The sequence below is a fragment of the Sphingobacterium sp. HMA12 genome, from assembly GCF_002933815.1.
Taxonomy (GTDB): Bacteria; Bacteroidota; Bacteroidia; order Sphingobacteriales; family Sphingobacteriaceae; genus Sphingobacterium.
This window is the reverse complement of sequence record NZ_BEYR01000001.1, coordinates 2431010-2451092: the sequence shown is the minus strand read 5'-3', so window position 1 is coordinate 2451092 and position 20083 is coordinate 2431010. Positions and strand designations below refer to the sequence as shown.

Annotated in this window: 17 protein-coding genes; 7 read left to right on the top strand and 10 right to left on the bottom strand. The window is 39.6% G+C overall.

The window, feature by feature from the left end:
- Positions 1-24 precede the first annotated feature (24 nt).
- The 6 genes from purH to HMAT_RS10570 all read right to left on the bottom strand — a co-directional run bounded on the left by purH (position 25) and on the right by HMAT_RS10570 (position 6965).
- On the bottom strand, positions 25-1551 hold the full coding sequence (gene purH, locus HMAT_RS10595; RefSeq protein ID WP_104382675.1) for a bifunctional phosphoribosylaminoimidazolecarboxamide formyltransferase/IMP cyclohydrolase: 1527 nt from the start codon (positions 1549-1551) through the stop codon (positions 25-27).
- A 116-nt stretch (positions 1552-1667) separates the two neighbouring features.
- Complete coding sequence (locus HMAT_RS10590) at positions 1668-2306, bottom strand: uridine kinase (protein ID WP_104382674.1); 639 nt, start codon at positions 2304-2306, stop codon at positions 1668-1670.
- Between the two features lie 36 nt (positions 2307-2342).
- Positions 2343-3260, bottom strand: a complete 918-nt coding sequence (locus tag HMAT_RS10585; protein ID WP_104382673.1) for a LysM domain-containing protein — start codon at positions 3258-3260, stop codon at positions 2343-2345.
- A gap of 11 nt (positions 3261-3271) precedes the next feature.
- Positions 3272-4027, bottom strand: coding sequence for a hypothetical protein (locus HMAT_RS10580; RefSeq protein WP_104382672.1), 756 nt, complete (start codon positions 4025-4027; stop codon positions 3272-3274).
- 115 nt (positions 4028-4142) lie between these two features.
- Positions 4143-5741: a hypothetical protein gene (locus HMAT_RS10575; RefSeq protein WP_104382671.1), complete on the bottom strand. Its 1599-nt coding sequence runs from the start codon at positions 5739-5741 to the stop codon at positions 4143-4145.
- 72 nt (positions 5742-5813) lie between these two features.
- Positions 5814-6965, bottom strand: a complete 1152-nt coding sequence (locus HMAT_RS10570; RefSeq protein WP_104382670.1) for a hypothetical protein — start codon at positions 6963-6965, stop codon at positions 5814-5816.
- A 178-nt stretch (positions 6966-7143) separates the two neighbouring features.
- Between HMAT_RS10570 and proS the strand changes: the two genes are divergently transcribed.
- From proS to agaR, 3 genes are all read left to right on the top strand, one after another.
- Positions 7144-8616, top strand: coding sequence for a proline--tRNA ligase (gene proS, locus HMAT_RS10565; RefSeq protein ID WP_104382669.1), 1473 nt, complete (start codon positions 7144-7146; stop codon positions 8614-8616).
- 12 nt (positions 8617-8628) lie between these two features.
- Positions 8629-9417: a GDP-L-fucose synthase gene (locus HMAT_RS10560; RefSeq protein WP_104382668.1), complete on the top strand. Its 789-nt coding sequence runs from the start codon at positions 8629-8631 to the stop codon at positions 9415-9417.
- Between the two features lie 232 nt (positions 9418-9649).
- Positions 9650-10411 carry a transcriptional repressor AgaR gene (gene agaR, locus HMAT_RS10555; protein WP_104382667.1) on the top strand — a complete coding sequence of 254 codons (762 nt, stop codon included), beginning with the start codon at positions 9650-9652 and terminating at the stop codon, positions 10409-10411.
- A gap of 91 nt (positions 10412-10502) precedes the next feature.
- Here the strand turns inward: agaR and HMAT_RS10550 are convergent, their stop codons facing one another.
- From HMAT_RS10550 to rpoN, 3 genes are all read right to left on the bottom strand, one after another.
- Positions 10503-11582, bottom strand: a complete 1080-nt coding sequence (locus HMAT_RS10550) for an agmatine/peptidylarginine deiminase (RefSeq protein ID WP_104382666.1) — start codon at positions 11580-11582, stop codon at positions 10503-10505.
- A gap of 80 nt (positions 11583-11662) precedes the next feature.
- Positions 11663-12538 (bottom strand): carbon-nitrogen hydrolase, encoded by an 876-nt coding sequence (locus HMAT_RS10545; protein WP_104382665.1) that lies wholly within the window; start codon positions 12536-12538, stop codon positions 11663-11665.
- A gap of 81 nt (positions 12539-12619) precedes the next feature.
- Positions 12620-14086 carry an RNA polymerase factor sigma-54 gene (rpoN, locus tag HMAT_RS10540; protein ID WP_104382664.1) on the bottom strand — a complete coding sequence of 489 codons (1467 nt, stop codon included), beginning with the start codon at positions 14084-14086 and terminating at the stop codon, positions 12620-12622.
- Positions 14087-14465: 379 nt separating this feature from the next.
- On the opposite strand from rpoN, the gene HMAT_RS10535 reads away from it, so the two are divergent.
- On the top strand, positions 14466-16838 hold the full coding sequence (locus tag HMAT_RS10535; RefSeq protein WP_104382663.1) for a penicillin-binding protein 1A: 2373 nt from the start codon (positions 14466-14468) through the stop codon (positions 16836-16838).
- A 95-nt stretch (positions 16839-16933) separates the two neighbouring features.
- On the opposite strand, the gene HMAT_RS10530 is transcribed toward HMAT_RS10535, so the two are convergent.
- Positions 16934-17257, bottom strand: coding sequence for a hypothetical protein (locus tag HMAT_RS10530; protein WP_104382662.1), 324 nt, complete (start codon positions 17255-17257; stop codon positions 16934-16936).
- Between the two features lie 101 nt (positions 17258-17358).
- On the opposite strand from HMAT_RS10530, the gene HMAT_RS10525 reads away from it, so the two are divergent.
- The 3 genes from HMAT_RS10525 (at position 17359) to nusA (ending at position 19986) form a co-directional block, all read left to right on the top strand.
- Positions 17359-18135: a LexA family transcriptional regulator gene (locus tag HMAT_RS10525; protein WP_104382661.1), complete on the top strand. Its 777-nt coding sequence runs from the start codon at positions 17359-17361 to the stop codon at positions 18133-18135.
- Between the two features lie 139 nt (positions 18136-18274).
- Complete coding sequence (gene rimP, locus HMAT_RS10520; protein ID WP_104382660.1) at positions 18275-18739, top strand: ribosome assembly cofactor RimP; 465 nt, start codon at positions 18275-18277, stop codon at positions 18737-18739.
- Positions 18740-18744: 5 nt separating this feature from the next.
- Entirely contained in the window at positions 18745-19986 is a 1242-nt protein-coding gene (nusA, locus tag HMAT_RS10515) for a transcription termination factor NusA (RefSeq protein WP_104382659.1), read from the top strand.
- Positions 19987-20083 lie beyond the last annotated feature (97 nt).

The following is a 20083-nucleotide window of genomic DNA, read 5'->3' as shown; positions in this document are numbered from 1 at the left end:
TTTTATAAAGTGGGTAGACCGTTCTTAATGTTTGAAATGTCTTACACCAGTAGTTACCATTGCAATGCCTTTTTCATTCGCCATATCAATGGACAATTGATCTTTGATAGAACCACCTGGCTGCAATACTGATGCAATACCTGCGTTTGATGCGATCTCTACACAATCAGGGAAAGGGAAGAAAGCATCTGATGCCATTGCACAGCCTTTTAAGTCAAAACCAAATGAAACTGCTTTTTCAATAGCCTGTTTTAAGGCATCAACACGTGATGTCTGTCCAACACCTGATGCTAACAAGGTACCATTTTTGGCAAAAACAATGGTATTTGATTTCGTATGTTTTACAATTTTATTGGCAAAATATAAATCTTCCAGTTGCTCAGCTGTAGGTTTTACTGTTGTTACAGCGACCATTTGCTCCGGCCCTTCAATTGTATTATCCTTATCTTGAAGAATGACACCATTCAATAACGTTTTGAATTGTTGGGTAGGTAATTTTACATCTTTACGGACTAAGATAATTCTATTTTTCTTGGCCGTAAGGATAGCAATTGCTTCTTCAGAATAAGCCGGTGCGATTAAGACCTCAAAGAACAAATTATTGATCTCTGTTGCTGTTGCGCCATCCACTTTACCGTTAGTAATCAAAACCCCGCCAAAGGCTGAAACAGGATCACAAGCCAAGGCATCGATCCATGCTTGCTTGATTGTTGGGCGAGAGGCCACACCACAAGCATTTGTGTGTTTTAGTATGGCAAATGTAGGCTCCTGAAATTCGTCAATTAAAGCGACAGCTGCATCCACGTCAACAAGATTGTTGTAGGAAAGCTCCTTTCCATTTAATTTGTCGAACATATTATCCAAATCGCCAAAGAAAACCCCTTTTTGATGCGGGTTTTCACCATATCTCAATACCTGTGCTTTTTGTTCGGATTGTTTAAATACTTCAATTGGATTTTCTTGATTGAAATAATTGAAAATTGCCGTATCATAATGTGATGACGTATTGAATGCACGTTTTGCAAATTCTTTACGTTGCTCAAGTGATGTATTGCCTTCTTGATTCGCTAGCATCTCTTCAAGTTCTTTGTAGTCATTTTTAGAAGAGATGATCACAACATCATTAAAGTTTTTCGCTGCAGCACGAATTAATGAAATTCCACCAATGTCAATTTTTTCGATGATATCTTGTTCAGAAGCACCAGATGCAACAGTCTCTTCAAATGGATACAAATCGACGATAACTAAATCGATCTCTGGTATTTCATACTGAGCAAGTTGCTGCTGGTCCGATTCAAGCGGACGGCGCGCCAAAATTCCTCCGAAAACTTTTGGGTGCAAGGTCTTAACACGGCCTCCTAAAATCGAAGGATAACTTGTCAAGTCTTCAACAGGAACGACAGCTATACCTAAATCTTTGATAAATGTTTCTGTCCCTCCAGTGGAATAGAATGTAACACCGTATTTGTTTAATAATTCAACTAAAGGAGCTAGGCCGTCTTTATAATAGACTGAAACCAAAGCATTTTTAATCTTTACAGGATGGTTCATTATGATGGATTTGTTTCGTGGCGCAAAGATAAGAATTTAAAGTCTTGATGTCAATAAATCAAGCACTTTTAAATAAAGACGGGCCTATATCCACATAAGCCCGTCTTTATTGTATATTATACCAAATTGAGTTTTGCCTTCAACTCTTCAGAAATCTGATTGGTGACGTCCCAAATAGGCTCAGGTTCATCTGTATTATTAAATATAACTTGATCGCAAGAATCCTGAAACGGCAATAAATATTCGTTGTATGAGGGAAGCACATGATTTACCCATTTGTACATGACATCATCTTCAAAATAACCACGTTCGACTAAATCACGATGTAGCCTTCTGCGGAGTGCGATATCCTGATCTGCACTCAGGAAGATCTTGTGGTTGATAAGTGCGTTGATCTCTGTATAATAGAAAATGAATAACCCCTCGATAATCAGTATGGGGGCCGGCTTGATCTCTAATAATTTTGGAGTTAGGGAAGGATTATTAAAGGTATATTCTTCTTTATAAATCGTCTCTCCATTAAAAAGTGCTTTGATATCGGTATAGAAAGCTTCTCGGTCTATGGATGTCGGGATATCAAAATTGTAGAGCCTATTTTCCTCTTGTGTCTTTGTATTGGCAGGAATATAATAGTCATCTTGGGAAATCAAGGTGACTTCATCGGTTTTAAAATGTTTCAAAAAACTATTCAAAAAAAATGTTTTTCCAGAACCACTACTTCCGGCAATCCCTATGACATACGGTTTGTTATTCATTCTTGTTTCGCGCTGCAGGAGCTATTTTTGTTTTAATTAATTTTCTAACGGTAATCCGTAGGCGATTTCTACCTGAAAACGTTTATCCAGTGCACCGATGCTTGCTGCTGCGGACTTTGATAACACCACAATGGCATTTTGGTTTTCAGCATTGTCATTAAATTTCCCAACGACTTTTGCATAGGTAACGCTTTTTGTCATCGGGTTGGTGATTTTTAGGATCGTTCCTACCGGAGCGCTTTTATGAAGTGCCAGGTTGCTTGTTCCTTGAGAAGATAAGCCGTCAATCCAGACGCCGATTCCACGTTCAGATTTTTCGCGTATCCCGTAACGGTTTGTTGAAATTTGATTTTCTTCTTTATCCGCATCGTTTGTAGAATCGGGTGTTACAATTTCGATTCCTTTAGGTTCAACCAATTTTGGTCTTTCCGGTGGCAGGGGCTGATTTGGAATCATTAATTTCATACCGCCAGCGATGATGTTGTTCTTGAGGTTATTGGCTTTTTTGATATCCTCAACGGTAATACCAAACCTCTTGGATATGGCATATAACGTTTCTTTTTCACCAACAATATATTCTGTGAACCCCTGTTGTGGATCACGTGGATTCTGTTGTGCGGTGTTACCTGTCGGTTTATTCGCCGGAGGAGTAGGTTTTCGTCCCGTAGGTACTTTAACAATCTGCCCGAGGCTTAATGTGCCATTACCATTTATCTGAGTGAGCTGACCAACTGTTGTTTTGTACTTCTTGCTGAGCTGATAATAATTGTCTCCCTTTTCTATTTTAAAAAGGACAAATTCTTCGCCGTTGATTATCTCGGTACCTACAGAGTCAGGAACCGCATTTACACGTAATGAAGTGAAATTTTTCGCTTCAACTTGTTGGATAGATAGCATTGAAATCGATAAAATGACTATCTTTTTATATGTATTTAATTCGAATAATAGTTTCATATATTTTGCAATTATACTAAATACGAAACAAACTCCCGTTTATTGTCTGTCAAAAGGAATATTTGTTTGTTAACAAGAAAATAGATGTTGAAAAACTTTAAAGGTAACTGATCGACTGCAATTATAGCGTCAATTAACCGCTCTTTTGTTGATCGCACTATCCTGATTTGATAGTGATTATCTGTGTTTTTTTCATAGAAAGCCCAAATAAAATAGTCATCCAATGCACTTATCCAAATTTCGCCATCGACGGTAAAATCTGTTAAAAATTGGGGAATTTGACCATTGTAATTTATTGGGTAGACTATTTGGCCGTCAAAAGGTTTAAATGATTCCTCTTTTTTGTTTTCAATGGACATTGTTTTTAAATCTAAAAACAACTGCATTCCTTGCTCGATCATTTTGGGACGAAGCCGTAGTCCTCCATTGACCATTTCAACAAAAAGATAATTAAACCAGGTTTCTTGTTGATCTGGCTGATAGCAGTCTATCACGTGTACGCCTGCATCAATGGGTGAATTGCTGGAGATCTTTTTTAAGATGAGTTTATGGCATTGTATTCCTGCAAGCACCCACTCTTTGCTTATTGCTTCGAGGTCTTGAAGCAAATAATCGCCTTCAAAAGTAATGACATTGAAATAGGGGCGTGTGTCTGCTGGATTCCTGGTCTCTACAGCAATCAATCTACTTTTAGCATCAATTTCGATCCGCCAAATGGGATAGTTAAATACGGTATTGAATGCTTTTGAGATAGTCTGATTCGTCATGTGATTTTCAACCAAGAGGACAAATTTACTAAAAGCTTTTAAATTATGGTTGTCGGGATTGTAATAAATGAAAAACGTCCAGACAAGCTGGACGTTTTTTTCTGAGAAGAATCTCTTAAAATTTAGAACCGATTGTCAAAACGACATTTGTCCGTTGATTTTTTATATCTGCAACCGGACTGGCAGCATTCCAATAGTTTTCGTCAATAACATAGGGGCTTTCTTTGTAATTGATGGCATTGTAAGCTCCTGTCAGATCAATATACATACCACGACCGAGCTTAGCACCAATACCCAAAGAAGCGGTATAGTTTGTATAATCTGCATTTTTGTACGGATTGCCACTATAATTGAAACCAGCTCTACCACTAAAAACGTTATCAAATAAAACTTCACCACCGATGCGCGCATTGAAGGCACCTTGGTACGTGTTTTTAATGTTTTGGTTCATCTCTTGTTCCAAGGTTTTATTATATGCGCCGGCATCTTTAAATCGGATGGCACCGTAATCAACCCATTCTACATCCGCAGTAATTAATCCTCTTGAGAATACCTGACTAGCACCTAAGGAGAGCTTGTACGGTGTATTCATATTGTATTCTAGATAGCTATGACCTGCATCATCGCTGGTACGGTATTCTTTAAACGACTTATCTTCATTCGGTTTAAAATAACGGAATTCGGAATTGCTATAAGATTCGTCTCGGATACTCATAAACGTCGGAGACTTCGCTGTAAAGCCCATACTAAAGGTCGGTGTAAATTTGTAGATTACACCTAATTTGAAATCTACCCCTGTACCATCTGTGGCTTGTGCATAGTCATCATACAACTCATAATCCTTGTCCAGCATCTCACGTTTTTTTGCATATGCTGCTTCCGGTCTTAAATATTCAGAGTCTTTATTGATTTTTGTCAGCTGTTCAGCGGTCATCGTTTGGCCGTATTCCGTAAACCAGCTTGAATTGTCATAACTAAAAGCCGTAAAACCTAAAGCAGCTCCTAAATATAATTTGTTGCTATAGTTGGCACCAAAAGATAATACAGATTCTGATTTGCTTCCCTTTTCTAAGATGGAATTGACTTGATTAAAACCATTCTTTCCATCATAGTTTCCGCCAACTGTTAGGGGGATGTAAGCTCCGGCGTTCTTGGGATCAACGTCAAACAGCAGCGAATTATTATAAACTTCCTGGCCCCAGCCGCTCAGTCCTCCTTTATTGGATAGACGGTCTGAGTAGGCATCGGTAATTGAACTCGTATGATTAACGCCTCTATACTCTAATAGGTTATTATAGACATAATTTCTATTGTAGGCTATACCAACATTGAAATTCAGCCAACCTTTCTCCAAGTTTCCACCGTTTCGGTAAGTTGGCAAATGAAAGACGATGCCGGCATTATCCAAATTGAAATTATTTTTGCTGCTATTCGAATTTTGGCCGAAATAATCTGTTTTATTTTTATTGTTAAGGTATCTGCCTGTTACGGAGATATCGGATTGATTGAAGTAACCTAAGCCTGCCGGGTTTCCGGTAATTGAGCTAATATCACCACCTAATGCGGTAGATGCGTTTCCCATTGCTTTGAAGCGAGCAGTACCGCCATTGTCCCCTTGGGAAAACAAAAGTACATCTTTCGTATATTGCGCTTGGGCAGTGCCAGCTGCACCTAGTAAAAATGCAGTTCCAAAAAGTAATTTTTTGATTGTCATAAGCTAAAATGTCGTCTATAATAAGCAGTAGCACACATGGTTATGTATGCTACTGTAATTTGTTTTTTATCGCTAGCGTGTACGTCCACCGCTGGATCTTGAGCTTCCGCCGCCACCAGAGAAGCCACCGCCGGATCTCGAACTTCCACCTCCGGAGAAGCCACCACTTGAGCGTGACGAACCGCTATCATAACTTCTTGTTGGCGGAGTATAAGATGGTCTAGAAGTTGAACCCGGATTGCTTGAGCGCGTTTCCATCGAACGGCTCATTGGACGTGAAACTTCACCAGAGCTTGTTCGCGTTCTGGAAGTACCACTGGAACTCCGCATGCTTGGATATGTTCCATTTGTTCTGTCTGAACTCCGTGTTCTGCCTCCATCTGGATATCCACTTCTTGTAGAGATACCATCTGAAGTTCTCGTTCTGCCGCCTGTTCTATCATAAGCGGAACTCCGTGAGATAGAACCGTCAGACGCCCTTGTCCTACCGCCGCTTGTCCGGCCATTAGAAACGGCCGTAATACGTCCTCTGGAATCCCGGGCGACACCGGTACGATCATAAGTTCCTGAAGTTCTGGTACGAGAGGATGAAGTCCGCGTATTGTAGTAATCTCTATAAGTTGATCGGGAAGAAGCATAACGAGGTCTTGAATTGCCCCAGTAGCCACCGCCCCAGCCGTTGCCATACCAGCCAGATCCCCAGTATCCGCCACCATACCAGCCACCCCAAGGGTAATAACCACCATACCAAGGAGATCCCCAGCCCCAGCTAGAACCCCAGCCCCAGCCTAAACCGATAGACCATGAAGAACCCCATCCGGAATTCCAGCCCCAGCCTAAACCAAAAGATGGACCATATCCGTACATGCCACCAAATCCATAGCCATACCAGGGATCAAAGAATGGATCAAAATAGGTCATTCCCGGAGAGGCATAATAGAACCTGTTTATCCGATTTGCATATTCAAGATCTTCATAGGAATCATTTTTGTAATCCTGATCTGAATATTCGTCGTCGTAGTAACCACCTTGTTCCTGTCCTCCTTGTTGAACCTGATCCGCATCTGTGTAATAGTAATCTGGACTTTGATAGACTTTTTGCCTAGCCTGTCCATTATTGCCATAGACATCGTCGCCATAGATTTGCCTACTTGTACCGCAGGAACCTAACATAAATGCTCCTGTCATGGCAAGTGCTCCGATAAATAATCTATTTTTTTTCATAATATCCTAAATCGTTATTTTCGATTATACAGCCTTATTTACTATCTTAGACGCAAATTTCTCGAGGGGGTTTAATCGAAGTAATCAAAAATACAAATATTTTTTATTGAACGCTTTTTGTATTGGAAATACAGACGAGATTTAACGTAATAATGTTACAATAATTTATCAATTTCATATGAGTAAAGGAATAACAAGTCGTGCAGAAGATTATTCGCAATGGTACAATGAACTTGTGATCAAAGCTGATCTGGCTGAAAATTCAGCTGTACGAGGCTGTATGGTGATTAAACCATACGGATATGCTATCTGGGAAAGAATGCAAGCAATCTTAGACAAAAGATTTAAAGAAACAGGCCATAGCAACGCTTACTTCCCTTTATTCATTCCCAAGTCGTTTTTTTCTAAAGAAGCCGCCCATGTGGAAGGTTTTGCCACAGAATGTGCGGTGGTCACTCACTATAGATTAAAGAACGATGGTACAGGTAAGATTGTGGTCGATGAGGATGCGAAGCTTGAAGAAGAGCTGATCGTGCGCCCGACTTCTGAAACGATTATATGGAATACCTATCGTGGCTGGATCGAATCGTATCGGGATCTGCCAATTTTGGTTAACCAATGGGCAAACGTAGTTCGTTGGGAAATGCGTACGCGTCTTTTCTTGCGGACAGCGGAGTTTTTATGGCAAGAAGGGCATACTGCGCATGCAACTAGCGAAGAGGCCATTGCCGAGACAGAACGTATGCTCGATGTCTATGCAGAATTTGCGGAAAATATTTTAGCTGTGCCGGTTGTACGTGGCCGAAAAACCGAAAACGAACGCTTTGCCGGTGCCTTGGATACCTATTGTATTGAAGCGCTTATGCAGGATGGCAAGGCGTTGCAAGCTGGTACATCACATTTTCTTGGACAAAACTTTGCGAAAGCTTTTGATGTAAAATTTACCTCCAAGGAAGGGAAGCTGGAGCATGTATGGGCAACGTCATGGGGTGTTTCTACCCGTTTGATGGGCGCATTGATTATGGCACACTCCGATGACCAAGGATTGGTATTGCCTCCAAAATTGGCACCAATTCAGGTTGTTATTGTTCCGATTTTTAAAACTGAAGAAGAAAAAGCACAGATTGATACATTCGTGAATCAGTTAACCGATGAGTTGAAGATCAAGAATATTTCGGTGAAATACGATGATCGCGATACACAGCGTCCGGGCTTTAAATTTGCAGAATGGGAATTGAAAGGTGTGCCTGTACGTGTTGCTGTTGGTGCAAGAGACATGCAAAATGGAACTGTAGAACTGGCACGTCGTGATACTCAAACAAAAGAAACTGTAGCACAAGAAGGATTAGCGGAAAATATCGAACAGCTGTTACAGGTAATACAGGAAAATATTTACCAAAAGGCATTGGATTTTAGAGCGTCCCATTTTACTGAGGTAAATTCTTACGATGAGTTTAAAGAAGTGCTGGAAGGTAAAGGTGGATTTATCTCGTGTCACTGGGATGGAACGACAGAAACAGAAAAACGTGTGAAAGAGGAAACAAAGGCAACAATCCGTTGTATTCCTTTGGATGCCAAAGAGGAGGAAGGTGTTTGTATCTTTACGGGTAAACCTTCTAGCCGACGCGTTTTATTTGCAAAAGCTTATTAATCGTTTAATCTTATGCGGATACTCATTTTAGGATGTGGATGGCTGGCAGAATCGTTTGCTATGGATATGAAACATCAAGGACATGAGGTCTGGGCAAGTACCACACAATATGAAAAATACCATCGGCTTAAAACTGATGGTATTTTTTCGTTTATTGCTGACTTTGACAACAGTGGTACATTGCCAGATATGCTTTTTCCAAACAAATTCGACTTTGTATTAAATAGTATTCCTGCCAGCCAAAAAAATAGTCTTTCTGGTTTGAAAATGCGTTTTTCGAATATTTCGAGATTTCTTGAAACTATTCAATGGACCAAACAATTGTTTCTAAGTTCTATCGGAATTTATCCGGATAAAGATGCAGTTTACCATGAATTGAATGCTGATGGAATCGAGTTTTCCGAAAAGCTTCTTTTAGCAGAGCAATTGATGTTGCAACTACCGCATACCTTTGTATATCGCCTTGGTGGGTTATTTGGTAAAAATCGTATTTTCGCCAAATATTTTGCGAATCGTATCTGTACAACAGGCGAACAGTTTGCGAATTTTGTGCATAGTGATGATGCCGTGCGTTTAATTACTTTGGCTATCAGAAGAGATTTTAGTCATCGAATTTACAATGTTGTGGCACCAATACATCCCAAGAAAAAAGAGGTTATATTGGCTTCTGCACAAAAATATGGCTTCGATTTGCCAATAAAATTTGAAAAAGGGGATTCTTTTCAGAAAGTAGTCAGTGGAAGCCTGCTGCAAAAAGAATTGGATTATCATTATATCAGACCCGATCCTTTAGATTTTTAAGTGTATTGAAAACGGCAAACACTTATCTTTTTCGAATAAACTTAAATTTGCACAATGGGTGTAAATAATTAAATAATTTCATTATTTTAACGTCAGTTCTGCTAGGGAAATTCGTATAGAATAGTTGTCCACTAAAATTTGGATGGTGATGTAGGGTATATTTGAGGTATAGCGCATTTCTCATATGAATAAATCACTAGTGAATTTAATACTTTAGCGCATATAAAGAGCCATGACAAACGTAGAACGACATCAATATATTTTAAAGCAATTAAAAGAAGTGGGTATAGTCCAGGTAATTGATCTCTGTGAGGAACTTGGGGTATCTTCTGTTACCATACGAAAGGATCTGACGCTATTGGAGGAGAGTGGCTTACTTTTTCGTACCCATGGGGGAGCAACACAATATAATCCCTATACAACGGATCGGACGGTATTTGAAAAAGAGAAACTTCGCTCCGACGATAAAAGCAGAATAGGAAAGAAGGCTGCTGAGATGATCGAAGAGAATGATTCGATTATTATTGCTTCCGGGACAACTATGCAATCGTTGGCTAGGCAGATTGTACCTAAGGGAAATATTACCGTGGTCACTTCGGCGTTGAATGTGGCCATGGAATTGATTAAATACCCGTCGGTTGAAATTATGCAAATGGGGGGGACTTTGCGAAAAACGTCTACTTCCGTCACTGGAAAATATGCTGAGAATCTATTGCATGATTTTTACTGCAGTAAATTGTTTTTAGGGGTGGATGGGATAGATCTGGAATATGGCGTGTCAACATCGAGTGCACAGGAAGCTCAATTGAATCGTATCATGATAGACACTGCCCAAAAGGTTGTTGTCCTCGCTGATTCCTCTAAATTTGGAAGACGTAGTTTTGGCCGAATTTGTGGATTTGATAAAATTGATGTATTGATTACGGATGATAAGGTGAGCGCTGGATTTGTTGAGTCGCTGGAAAAATCTGGTGTACAGGTCGTTGTTGTTTAGCCTCAGCTGCTTTTCATAAAGTATTTAAGTTAAAAAAGAGCGGTGCTCTCACACTTAAGTGTGAGAGCACCGCTCTTTTTTATTGACTTAATTATTCGCTGAGTGCAGGTTCTTGCTGGCTCAGGCAGTGAAAACTTCCTAGTCCCCAGATAATGTCCACTGAATTGATCCCAATAACTTTTCTTGATGGAAAACAACCTTGGATAATATCCAATGCTTTCTGATCGTTAGCATCATTGAAAATAGGCACGACGACAACATCATTTGCGATATAGAAGTTAGCATATGAAGCCGGAAGCCTGGTATCCTCATAGATTACCGGTGCTGGCATTGGAAGTTCAACAATGTGAAGTGACTCTCCATTTAATAATTTGAAAGAACGAAGCGTTTCTAAGTTCTCCTGAAGGATCGCATAGTTTTCATCTTCAGGATTTTCTTCGACAACGGTTAAAACTGTGTTTTCATTTACAAAACGGGTAATATCGTCAATATGTCCATCTGTGTCGTCACCAATGATTCCGTCTCCCAACCAAAGTACCTGTTCTTGTCCGTAGAATTCTTTGAGATATGTCTCAATTTGCTCTTTTGTAAAATTAGGATTTCGGTTTTCATTGAGTAAACATGCTGTTGTTGTCATAACAGTTCCAGCGCCATTAAATTCGACAGAGCCACCCTCCATGACGATATTAGGTGTGAATAGAGGAAGGTCAAACTCTGTGGCTATACGCGTAGGGACTACATCATCGAGATCGAAGGGCGGATATTTTCCTCCCCAAGCGTTGTATCCCCAATCAACAATTGCTTTTGCATTTGAATTTTGATTAATAAGGAAAGCGGGACCATGATCTCTACACCAAGCGTCGTTAGTTGGATTGAAATAAAATTCAATATTGCTAAAATCTGCTGTTATTTTTTTTAGTTCTGCGATAGCAAAAGCCTTCATATCTTCGTTTGCGACATTGATTCTGACTTTCTGTCCAGAAGCAACGGCTTTAATAAATTCGCAATAAGGCTTGTATATGGTTTCAATTTTTCCGGGCCAAGATTCCTCTTTATGCGGCCAGCTCAACCACAAAGCTTCTTGTTTTGCCCACTCGGGAGGGAATGAAAAACCTTGTTTTTTTGGAGAATTATTAAAATATGCCTGTGTGAAAGTGTTTTCTTGTTCCATGCTTTAAAAAGTAAAAAGCCATTTTAATCTGTTCTTCTGCTGATGAATCACAAAATTAAAATGGCCAATATGATTTGATATTAGTCTTCGTCAATAAAACGTTTGGTGATCGGGGAATAGGTTTCTATTCTGCGGTCACGTAGAAAAGGCCAGTGTTTTCTAAAATAATCAGATTCACTTAGATCCAGTTCGACGACTTCAATTTCTTCTTTGTCATGGGAGGCGAGGTATAATAACTTGCCCTGTCCATTTGTCACAAAGCTACCGCCCCAGAATTTCATGGCGCCATCCTGTTCAAATCCAACCCTATTGACGGATACCACAGGTACACCATTTGCGACGGCATGGGAGCGTTGAATGGTTTGCCATGCATTGTATTGATCTTTGTTGGTTTCTTCATCCTGATCCGTCGCCCAGCCGATTGCCGTTGGGTAGAATAGAATTTCTGCACCCATTAATGCGGTGATCCTGGATGCTTCGGGATACCATTGGTCCCAACAGATTAATACACCGATTTTGCCAAACTTTGTTTTGAATACTTTATAACCCAGATCACCCGGCGTAAAATAGAATTTCTCGTAAAATGCCGGATCGTCAGGGATATGCATTTTACGGTATTTGCCTAAATAGGATCCGTCAGCGTCCAACACGGCCGTCGTATTATGGTAAAGTCCTTCAGTTCTTTTTTCAAATAATGAAGCGATAATAACGACTCCTGCTTCTTTCGCAACAGCAGATAGGGCATCTGTAGATGGGCCGGGAATAGATTCAGCCAGGGCGAAATTGTCATAATCTTCGACATCGCAGAAATATAAAGAAGTAAAGAGTTCTTGCAGACACACAATTTGCGCACCTTTTGCAGCGGCTTCTTTTACTTTAGCGATTGCTTTTTCGAGATTCTCTTGTTTGTTTGCGGTACAGCTCATCTGTACAACTCCAACTTTTACTTTGCTCATTCCTTAATGCTTGTTTAATTCAGCAACAAAGATACTATTCTTAATTTAGATTTGATTGTTGGTAAAAACAAAAAAGAGCTCTTAGAGCTCTTTTCGTAATCTTGCGACGGGGATGTTTAATGCTTCCCGATATTTCGCCACGGTCCGGCGCGCGATATTGTAACCCTTCTCTTTGAGAATTTCAGTTAATTTTTCATCGGCCAATGGTTTGCGCTTGTTTTCTTTGGCAATGCACTCTTCCAGTATTTTTTTGACTTCTTTATTCGAAACTTCCTCACCGGAGTCAGTTTGGATTGCCTCAGAGAAAAAAGATTTTAATAAGAATGTTCCAAATTCAGTTTGTACATATTTTGAATTCGCCACACGGGAGACAGTAGAGATGTCCATGTCGATTTTATCGGCGATATCCTTTAATATCATCGGTTTCAATTTGCGATCGTCACCGCTAAGAAAATAATCGTATTGATATTCCATGATTGCATTCATCGTTTTGAGCAGGGTTTGTTGACGCTGTTTGATTGCGTCAATGAACCATTTTGCCGAATCAAGTTTTTGTTTGACAAACTGTACCGCTTCCTTCATTTTTTTATCCTTTTGATCGGATTTTTCGTAATGCTCAAACATGTGCTGATAGTCACGGCTTATACGAAGTTCGGGTGCATTACGTCCGTTCAAGGTCAAATGAAGGATGCCATCGTTGTTGCTGATATGAAAATCGGGAATGATATGAAGCTGTTTGCCTGCTACTGCTCCGGAGTCACCCGGTTTTGGGTTAAGTTTTAGAATTTCATTCACTACATTTTTTAAGTCTTCAGATGAAACCCCTAGAGATTTTTCTAGTTTATCATAATGCTTTTTTGTGAATTCATCTAAATAATTGGCAACGACTTTAATTGCGAGTTTTATTGTAGGGTTGTTGGTATCTTTTTTTTGCAGCTGAATCAAAAGACATTCCTGGAGATCTCTGGCACCAATGCCAGCAGGTTCAAAATCCTGGATTACTTTTAGCATATCCAATACTTCATGCTCTTCGGTCATCACATTTTGACCGAAAGCCAGGTCGTCGACCAAATTTATGATCGGACGTCGTAAGTAACCGTCATCATCCAGACTTCCGATAATTTGCTGTCCGATTAAAAAATGCTTATCGTCTAAAGCAAGGAGGTCTAGCTGTTGCTGCAGTTGTTCGTAGAAGGAGTGCTGGATGGCAACTGGCATTTCTTTTCTATCGTCATCGTCATCGCCGTAATCATACCCATTTCCGTAATCTTTGTAATCGTCCTCTTGTATATAGTCCTCCAAACTGAAATCATCTGAATCGAAACCTTCTTCGTTATCAAAAGTGTCATCCGGATCTTTATCCGGGTACTCTTCGATTGGATCGGTCATATTAGTCAAGCTACCATCTTCTAATGCAGGGTTTTCTTCTAATTCTTCTTTTATTCTGGCATCTAATGAAACTGTTGGTACCTGCAACAATTTAATAAATTGAATTTGTTGTGGCGACAGTTTTTGTAATAGCTTTTGTTGTAATGTCTGTTTTAACATGCTAATAGTTGACTAGTTTACATCTAAATTTAAGCAAATATCATTATTATTTTAAAATAAAATAGATAATAAATCAAAAGTAGGTATAATATTTGCGGAACGCGTCGGCTAACTTATTGATCTCAATAAAGTCCTCCTTCAACTTTTTTTTGCATTTTAATTCTCCATAGTGAGCAAAACAGGGCTCAGGAAATGTGTTTTTGCCCATTGACTTTGTTCGAATAAATGCTTATTTTTTATTGTTAAAAAATGTAAATAGTTAATTGGGGAGATGTATTTAGTTGTATATTTAGCCCCTGAAACACATATAGGCGCATATTGAGCAAGGGTAAAACCTTTTGCTGATTCAATATGTTGATTATAAGATAAATTTCCATTTATGTTTAGACGTATAAAGAATCGGATTCTTCGTTATCTCGTTATAGCAATATATTTCGTTATTGTTTTGGTTTGTGCCATACAACTTAATTTTTTGTGGCTGTTTGGCTATTCCCCCACAAAAAAAGACATCATTATGCCCAGCCTCAATATTTCGACTGAACTATATACCGCTGATAGCGTGTTGATCGGTCGGTATTTTGATGAAGATAGGAATCCAGTTCCTTTTGACAGTATTCCTAAAACGGTGATTAATGCACTGATCGCGACTGAAGATGTACGTTTTTATCAGCATAATGGCGTTGATTTTTTAGGCTTGGGTTCGGGTATTGTCTCTACTTTAAAAGGAGATAAGCGGGGGGCAAGTACGATTACACAACAGCTGGCTAAGAATCTTTACCGCACGCGTTACAATAAGGCCGGAGGGTTGTTGACACGCTTGCCTGTTGCCGGGCTTGTCATTACCAAATTTAAGGAATGGATGACGGCTTACAAGCTTGAGCAGCGATATAGTAAAAACCAGATATTGGAAATGTATCTTAACACTGTTTCTTTTAGTAATAATGCCTATGGTATAGAGACCGCCGCAAAACGTTATTTTTCAAAAGGAGCCAATCAGCTGAATCAAAATGAAGCAGCGGTGTTGATCGGTATGCTGAAGGGAACAACCCTGTATAATCCGATCAGAAATCCTGAGAAGGCATTTGATCGGAAAAATACCGTATTGAGTCAAATGCATAAAAGTGGCTTTCTGACAAAAGCAGCTTATGATGCTTTAGTTAAGGAGAAGATTGTTTTGGATGCCAATAATCAGGATGTGAATGCTGGCGGGGATTCCTATCTGCGTACCGCTGTCGCCAAATGGTTAGAGAAATGGTCGGAGGAGAATAATTACGATATCTATACTGATGGTTTAAAAATCTATACAACAATCAATTCAAAACTTCAGAAACATGCTGAGGAGGCTGTGGCGAAACAGATGGCCGAGTTACAGCAGCGCTTAAATAATACCTGGGATGGTCAGGAGCCCTGGCGTGACCTTTCCGGAAAAGTAATTCCAAACTTTTTGGAGAATTTGGCGAAGAAGACCCCTTATTATGCATTCTTGAGTAAGAAATATGCCAATAGTCCGGACAGCATTAATTACTTCCTGGATAAAAAGAAGAAAATGGAAGTCTATAATTGGAAGGATAATGGCAAGGTTGAGAAAGAGATGTCCACGATGGATTCCTTAAAATATTATGCCATGATGTTGAATGCGGGGATGATGTCGATGGATCCTTATTCAGGTGAAATTAAGGCTTGGGTAGGTGGTATAGATCATCAATATTTTAAATATGATCATGTGATGCAGGCGAAACGGCAGGCAGGTTCGACATTTAAACCTTTTGTTTATTTGGCTGCCTTGGAGTCTGGGATGTCACCTTGTGATAAGATTACGGATAAGCCTGTTACCATAAAGATTGACAAAGGGGATTCTGTTGAGGTTTGGGAGCCTAAAAACGCGGATTGGAATTTTTCTTACAGGGAAATGTCATTACGTCATGCAATGGCCCGATCTATTAACTCAGTTACTGTTCAGCTGACCGATATGGTTACTCCGGCAAAGGTTGTGGATGCGGCGCAACGTTGTGGTATCACGAGTAAGCTTAATCCAGTGGCATCCGTTGGGCTGGGGCCTAATGACGTATCTGTTTTTGAGATGGTTAACGGTTACTCGACGATGATGAACCATGGCGAGCGGGTCACACCTATACTAGTTTCTAAAATTGAAGACCATGATGGGAATGTTATCGCTACCTTTCAAGCAGAACGCAAGCAGGTTGTTGATAAGCAAGATGCCTGGTTGATGACTTACATGTTGCGTGGTGGTATGGAAGAGCCAAGAGGTACGTCACAGGGATTATGGGAGTGGGATCTCTTTGATAAAGAAAATCAAATTGGCGGTAAGACGGGCACATCTTCCGAATATGTTGATGGCTGGTATATGGGGGTGACGAAGGATTTGGTTACCGGAATCTGGGTTGGATGTGACGAAAGAAGCATACACTTCAAGAATTCGCATACTGGAGAAGGTTCCCGAACGGCTTTACCTATATTTGGTGTGTTTTTGGAATCTGTCTACAAAGATAAGCAATTGGGCTATACGCAAGGTAAATTCCCGGAACCTACGGTCGAAATTACAAAGTCTTATAAATGTGAGACACCACGTTATAGTGATCCGGAGCCTGAACAAGGTGATTCAACAAGTATTGATGAGCAGACGGACGAAGGATTTATTGGGCCGGAAGAGGAATCGACAGAAGGATCCGCCGAGCGTAATCACAATGAAGGTGGTGACAGCGAGAATACGGGTGCATCGGAAACTCCGTAGTTGATGTAAAGTCGGTTAATAATTTGTCCTGTTTTGGATCTATGATAAATAGCTGCCTAATAAAAATTAGGTGGCTTTTTTATTGTTATATTTTATTAGGCGGCGTAATTGCTGTTTCTTTTGGCGTAGGACTGCTGTTGTTGCGGGTAGAGGTTGTTCCAATTTGGGTTATTCTTACGAATAATTCTTTCTATTTGTAGATGGGTGAAATTTTGCAACTCATTCATTCTCTTTTTAGCACATGCCAGTTTTGAAAAAGCCTCCGAATAGATGATCCGGTTTAAATGGGAGCCTTGTTGAAACGTAAAGCTGTTGACCTGCTGAAGCTCTACTATAGTGCTGAGCATATTGGAAGTAAAGTCGATTTCAAAGTATCTTCTGTTGTTGTCAGTTAATATATATACAATAAAATTGCTCATAATGCTAAATTATTTGGATGATTGAATTTTATTTACTAATTTTATTGGCACAATATTACTAATAAATTTAGTTTTTGCAAAATATTTTTTGAAAAAATAATATGTCAAATATTTCATCCAACTTGAAATTCCTTCGAAAAGGAAAGAAAATTACGCAGCAGCAATTTGCTGATATCATGGAGATTAAAAGAGCTTCTGTCGGTGCTTATGAAGAAGATAGAGCGGAGCCTAAATATGAATTGCTAAAAAAAATTGCCGAGTTTTATGGGTTAACCATGGATGAATTGGCGAATGATGTGATTGATGATAAGTGGAAGCCGGTACCTAAAAGCAATGCTTCGAATCTCAGGGTATTAAGTGTAACTGTTGATGGCAGTGATCGTGAAAATATTGAACTTGTGCCAGTTAAAGCGAGTGCGGGCTATTTAAATGGGTACGGCGATCCCGAATATGTGGCCGAGCTCCCGAAGTTTTCGCTTCCTATGTTTGGGCAGGGGACTTTTCGGGCGTTTGAGATCAAAGGGGATTCGATGTTGCCTTTGCCATCAGGATCCATTATTGTTGCTGAATATGTCGAGAATTGGCATGATATAAAACCGGGGCATACCTATGTGGTTGTATCGCGCGAGGAAGGGGTCGTTTATAAGCGTATTGCATTTAAATTTAAGGAGGATAAAGGTTTAAAGCTTGTTTCTGATAACAAAACATATGAACCTTACTGGGTTGAAACTCCTGATATTCTTGAAGTTTGGAAGGCGAAGGCTTTTATTAGTACACAACTACCGGAGCCGACACCTGAACCGACAATGGAAACATTGACCAGCATGATGGCGCAGATGCAAAAGACAATTAATGCAGTTGTTGACAATTCGAAATAATATAAAAAATACTTTCGCTGTTGTTTGGGAATTTGTTTTTTATTTTATAAAATACTATATTTGCATATCTGAAAGGAAGGGGGCTCGTATTGCCCCCTTTTTTTAATACAATTAATTTAGCATTCTAGGCAGTAGAACAATGCAAGATGTAGAAAAAAGAGTCATTGAACTCATAGAAGAGAAAATAGCAGATCGCGAGGATTTGTTTATTGTTAGTGTAAAGATGCGTCCAAATAAGATTTTGGAAATTCTCCTGGATGGGGATAATGGGGTTAATATTGATGACTGTGCACAGGTGAGCCGCCATGTTGGTTTCCATTTAGAGGAAGAAAATGTCATCGATAACGCTTATCGTCTGGAGGTTTCGTCTCCGGGTATAGATTCGAATTTTGTCAATAACCGGCAGTACCAAAAAAATATAGGTCGTACCGTTCAGATTAAGTTGGACGATAACACTAAAATTGAAGGAACTTTATTGGCTGTTGACGAGACAAAGGTCAGCATTCTTCAGAAAGTAAAAGAAAAAGGTAAAAAAATGCAAGAGGTAGAAAAAGAACTTCCTTTTGATCAAATAAAGGCAACAAAAGTGGTAATTTCATTTTAAAAATAATGAGTAACAGCAACATCAATCTGATAGACTCTTTTCAGGAGTTTAAAGAGTTTAAGAATATCGATAGACCTACGGTCATTACAGTATTGGAAGAGGTTTTTCGTAGTATGATCCGTCGTCGTTTCGGTACGGATGAAAATGTGGATGTTATCGTAAATCCAGATAACGGGGATTTGGAGATTTGGAGAACGCGTGTCGTTGTTGAAGATGAATTTTCTGAGGATGATGATCTTGAAATCGAGTTGGCAGAAGCAAGAAAACACGATGAGGATTTGGAAGTAGGTGATGATTTTATCGAGCAGATCACTTTGGAAAGCTTTGGACGTCGTGCTATTTTGGCGGCCCGTCAAACGCTTGTTTCTAAAGTGTTAGAGCTTGAAAAAGACGAAGTCTTCAAGAAATATAAAGATAGAGAAGGGGAGTTGGTTATTGGTGAGGTTTATCAGATCTGGAAAAAGGAAATTTTGGTATTGGATGAGGATGGTAATGAATTGATTTTACCTAAGTCAGAACAGATCCCTGCTGATTATTTCAAAAAAGGTGATGGTATCCGTGCCGTTGTTCACAAGGTGGATATGATGAATAACAATCCGAAAATCATTATCTCACGTACAGCACCTGCATTTTTACAACGTTTGTTTGAACTGGAAGTGCCTGAGATCTTTGATGGTCTGATTACCATCAAGAAAATTGTCCGTGAGCCGGGTGAGCGTGCTAAAGTGGCTGTAGAGTCTTATGACGATCGTATTGATCCGGTTGGAGCATGTGTGGGTATGAAAGGATCACGTATTCATGGTATCGTTCGCGAATTGCGTAATGAGAACATTGATGTGATCAATTTCACGACAAACCATTCTTTATATATCGCCCGTGCACTGAGCCCTGCCCGAATCAGCTCGATTAAAATCGACGAGGAAAATAAAACTGCTGCTGTATACTTAAAATCGGATCAGGTATCCTTGGCAATCGGACGTGGGGGACACAATATTAAATTGGCTGGTAAGCTGACTGGTTATGAGATCGATGTTTATCGTGAGAATGATGAGTTTGATGAGGATGTGGATATCGAGGAATTCAGCGACGAAATTGAAAGCTGGGTTATTGATGAGTTGAAACGTGTTGGTTTAGACTCCGCAAAATCAGTTTTATCACTTAGTGAAGAAGAGTTGGTTAGACGTACCGACTTGGAAGAAGATACCATTCGTGATATCGTACGTATATTGCAGGCTGAATTTGAATAAAATTCAGCTTGTTAAATTTTTTCTATCTAACATTCGGAATAAATTGTTTATGGATGGAAAAAAACATATTTTTGTAATTATATTAAAATAGTTTATA

Excerpts from the sequence above, each read along its gene's own strand:
- purH (WP_104382675.1), bottom strand. The coding sequence starts at position 1,551 with ATGAACCATCCTGTAAAGATTAAAAATGCTTTGGTTTCAGTCTATTAT.
- HMAT_RS10590 (WP_104382674.1), bottom strand. The coding sequence starts at position 2,306 with ATGAATAACAAACCGTATGTCATAGGGATTGCCGGAAGTAGTGGTTCT.
- HMAT_RS10585 (WP_104382673.1), bottom strand. The coding sequence starts at position 3,260 with ATGAAACTATTATTCGAATTAAATACATATAAAAAGATAGTCATTTTA.
- HMAT_RS10580 (WP_104382672.1), bottom strand. The coding sequence starts at position 4,027 with ATGACGAATCAGACTATCTCAAAAGCATTCAATACCGTATTTAACTAT.
- HMAT_RS10575 (WP_104382671.1), bottom strand. The coding sequence starts at position 5,741 with ATGACAATCAAAAAATTACTTTTTGGAACTGCATTTTTACTAGGTGCA.
- HMAT_RS10570 (WP_104382670.1), bottom strand. The coding sequence starts at position 6,965 with ATGAAAAAAAATAGATTATTTATCGGAGCACTTGCCATGACAGGAGCA.
- proS (WP_104382669.1), top strand. The coding sequence starts at position 7,144 with ATGAGTAAAGGAATAACAAGTCGTGCAGAAGATTATTCGCAATGGTAC.
- HMAT_RS10560 (WP_104382668.1), top strand. The coding sequence starts at position 8,629 with ATGCGGATACTCATTTTAGGATGTGGATGGCTGGCAGAATCGTTTGCT.
- agaR (WP_104382667.1), top strand. The coding sequence starts at position 9,650 with ATGACAAACGTAGAACGACATCAATATATTTTAAAGCAATTAAAAGAA.
- HMAT_RS10550 (WP_104382666.1), bottom strand. The coding sequence starts at position 11,582 with ATGGAACAAGAAAACACTTTCACACAGGCATATTTTAATAATTCTCCA.
- HMAT_RS10545 (WP_104382665.1), bottom strand. The coding sequence starts at position 12,538 with ATGAGCAAAGTAAAAGTTGGAGTTGTACAGATGAGCTGTACCGCAAAC.
- rpoN (WP_104382664.1), bottom strand. The coding sequence starts at position 14,086 with ATGTTAAAACAGACATTACAACAAAAGCTATTACAAAAACTGTCGCCA.
- HMAT_RS10535 (WP_104382663.1), top strand. The coding sequence starts at position 14,466 with ATGTTTAGACGTATAAAGAATCGGATTCTTCGTTATCTCGTTATAGCA.
- HMAT_RS10530 (WP_104382662.1), bottom strand. The coding sequence starts at position 17,257 with ATGAGCAATTTTATTGTATATATATTAACTGACAACAACAGAAGATAC.
- HMAT_RS10525 (WP_104382661.1), top strand. The coding sequence starts at position 17,359 with ATGTCAAATATTTCATCCAACTTGAAATTCCTTCGAAAAGGAAAGAAA.
- rimP (WP_104382660.1), top strand. The coding sequence starts at position 18,275 with ATGCAAGATGTAGAAAAAAGAGTCATTGAACTCATAGAAGAGAAAATA.
- nusA (WP_104382659.1), top strand. The coding sequence starts at position 18,745 with ATGAGTAACAGCAACATCAATCTGATAGACTCTTTTCAGGAGTTTAAA.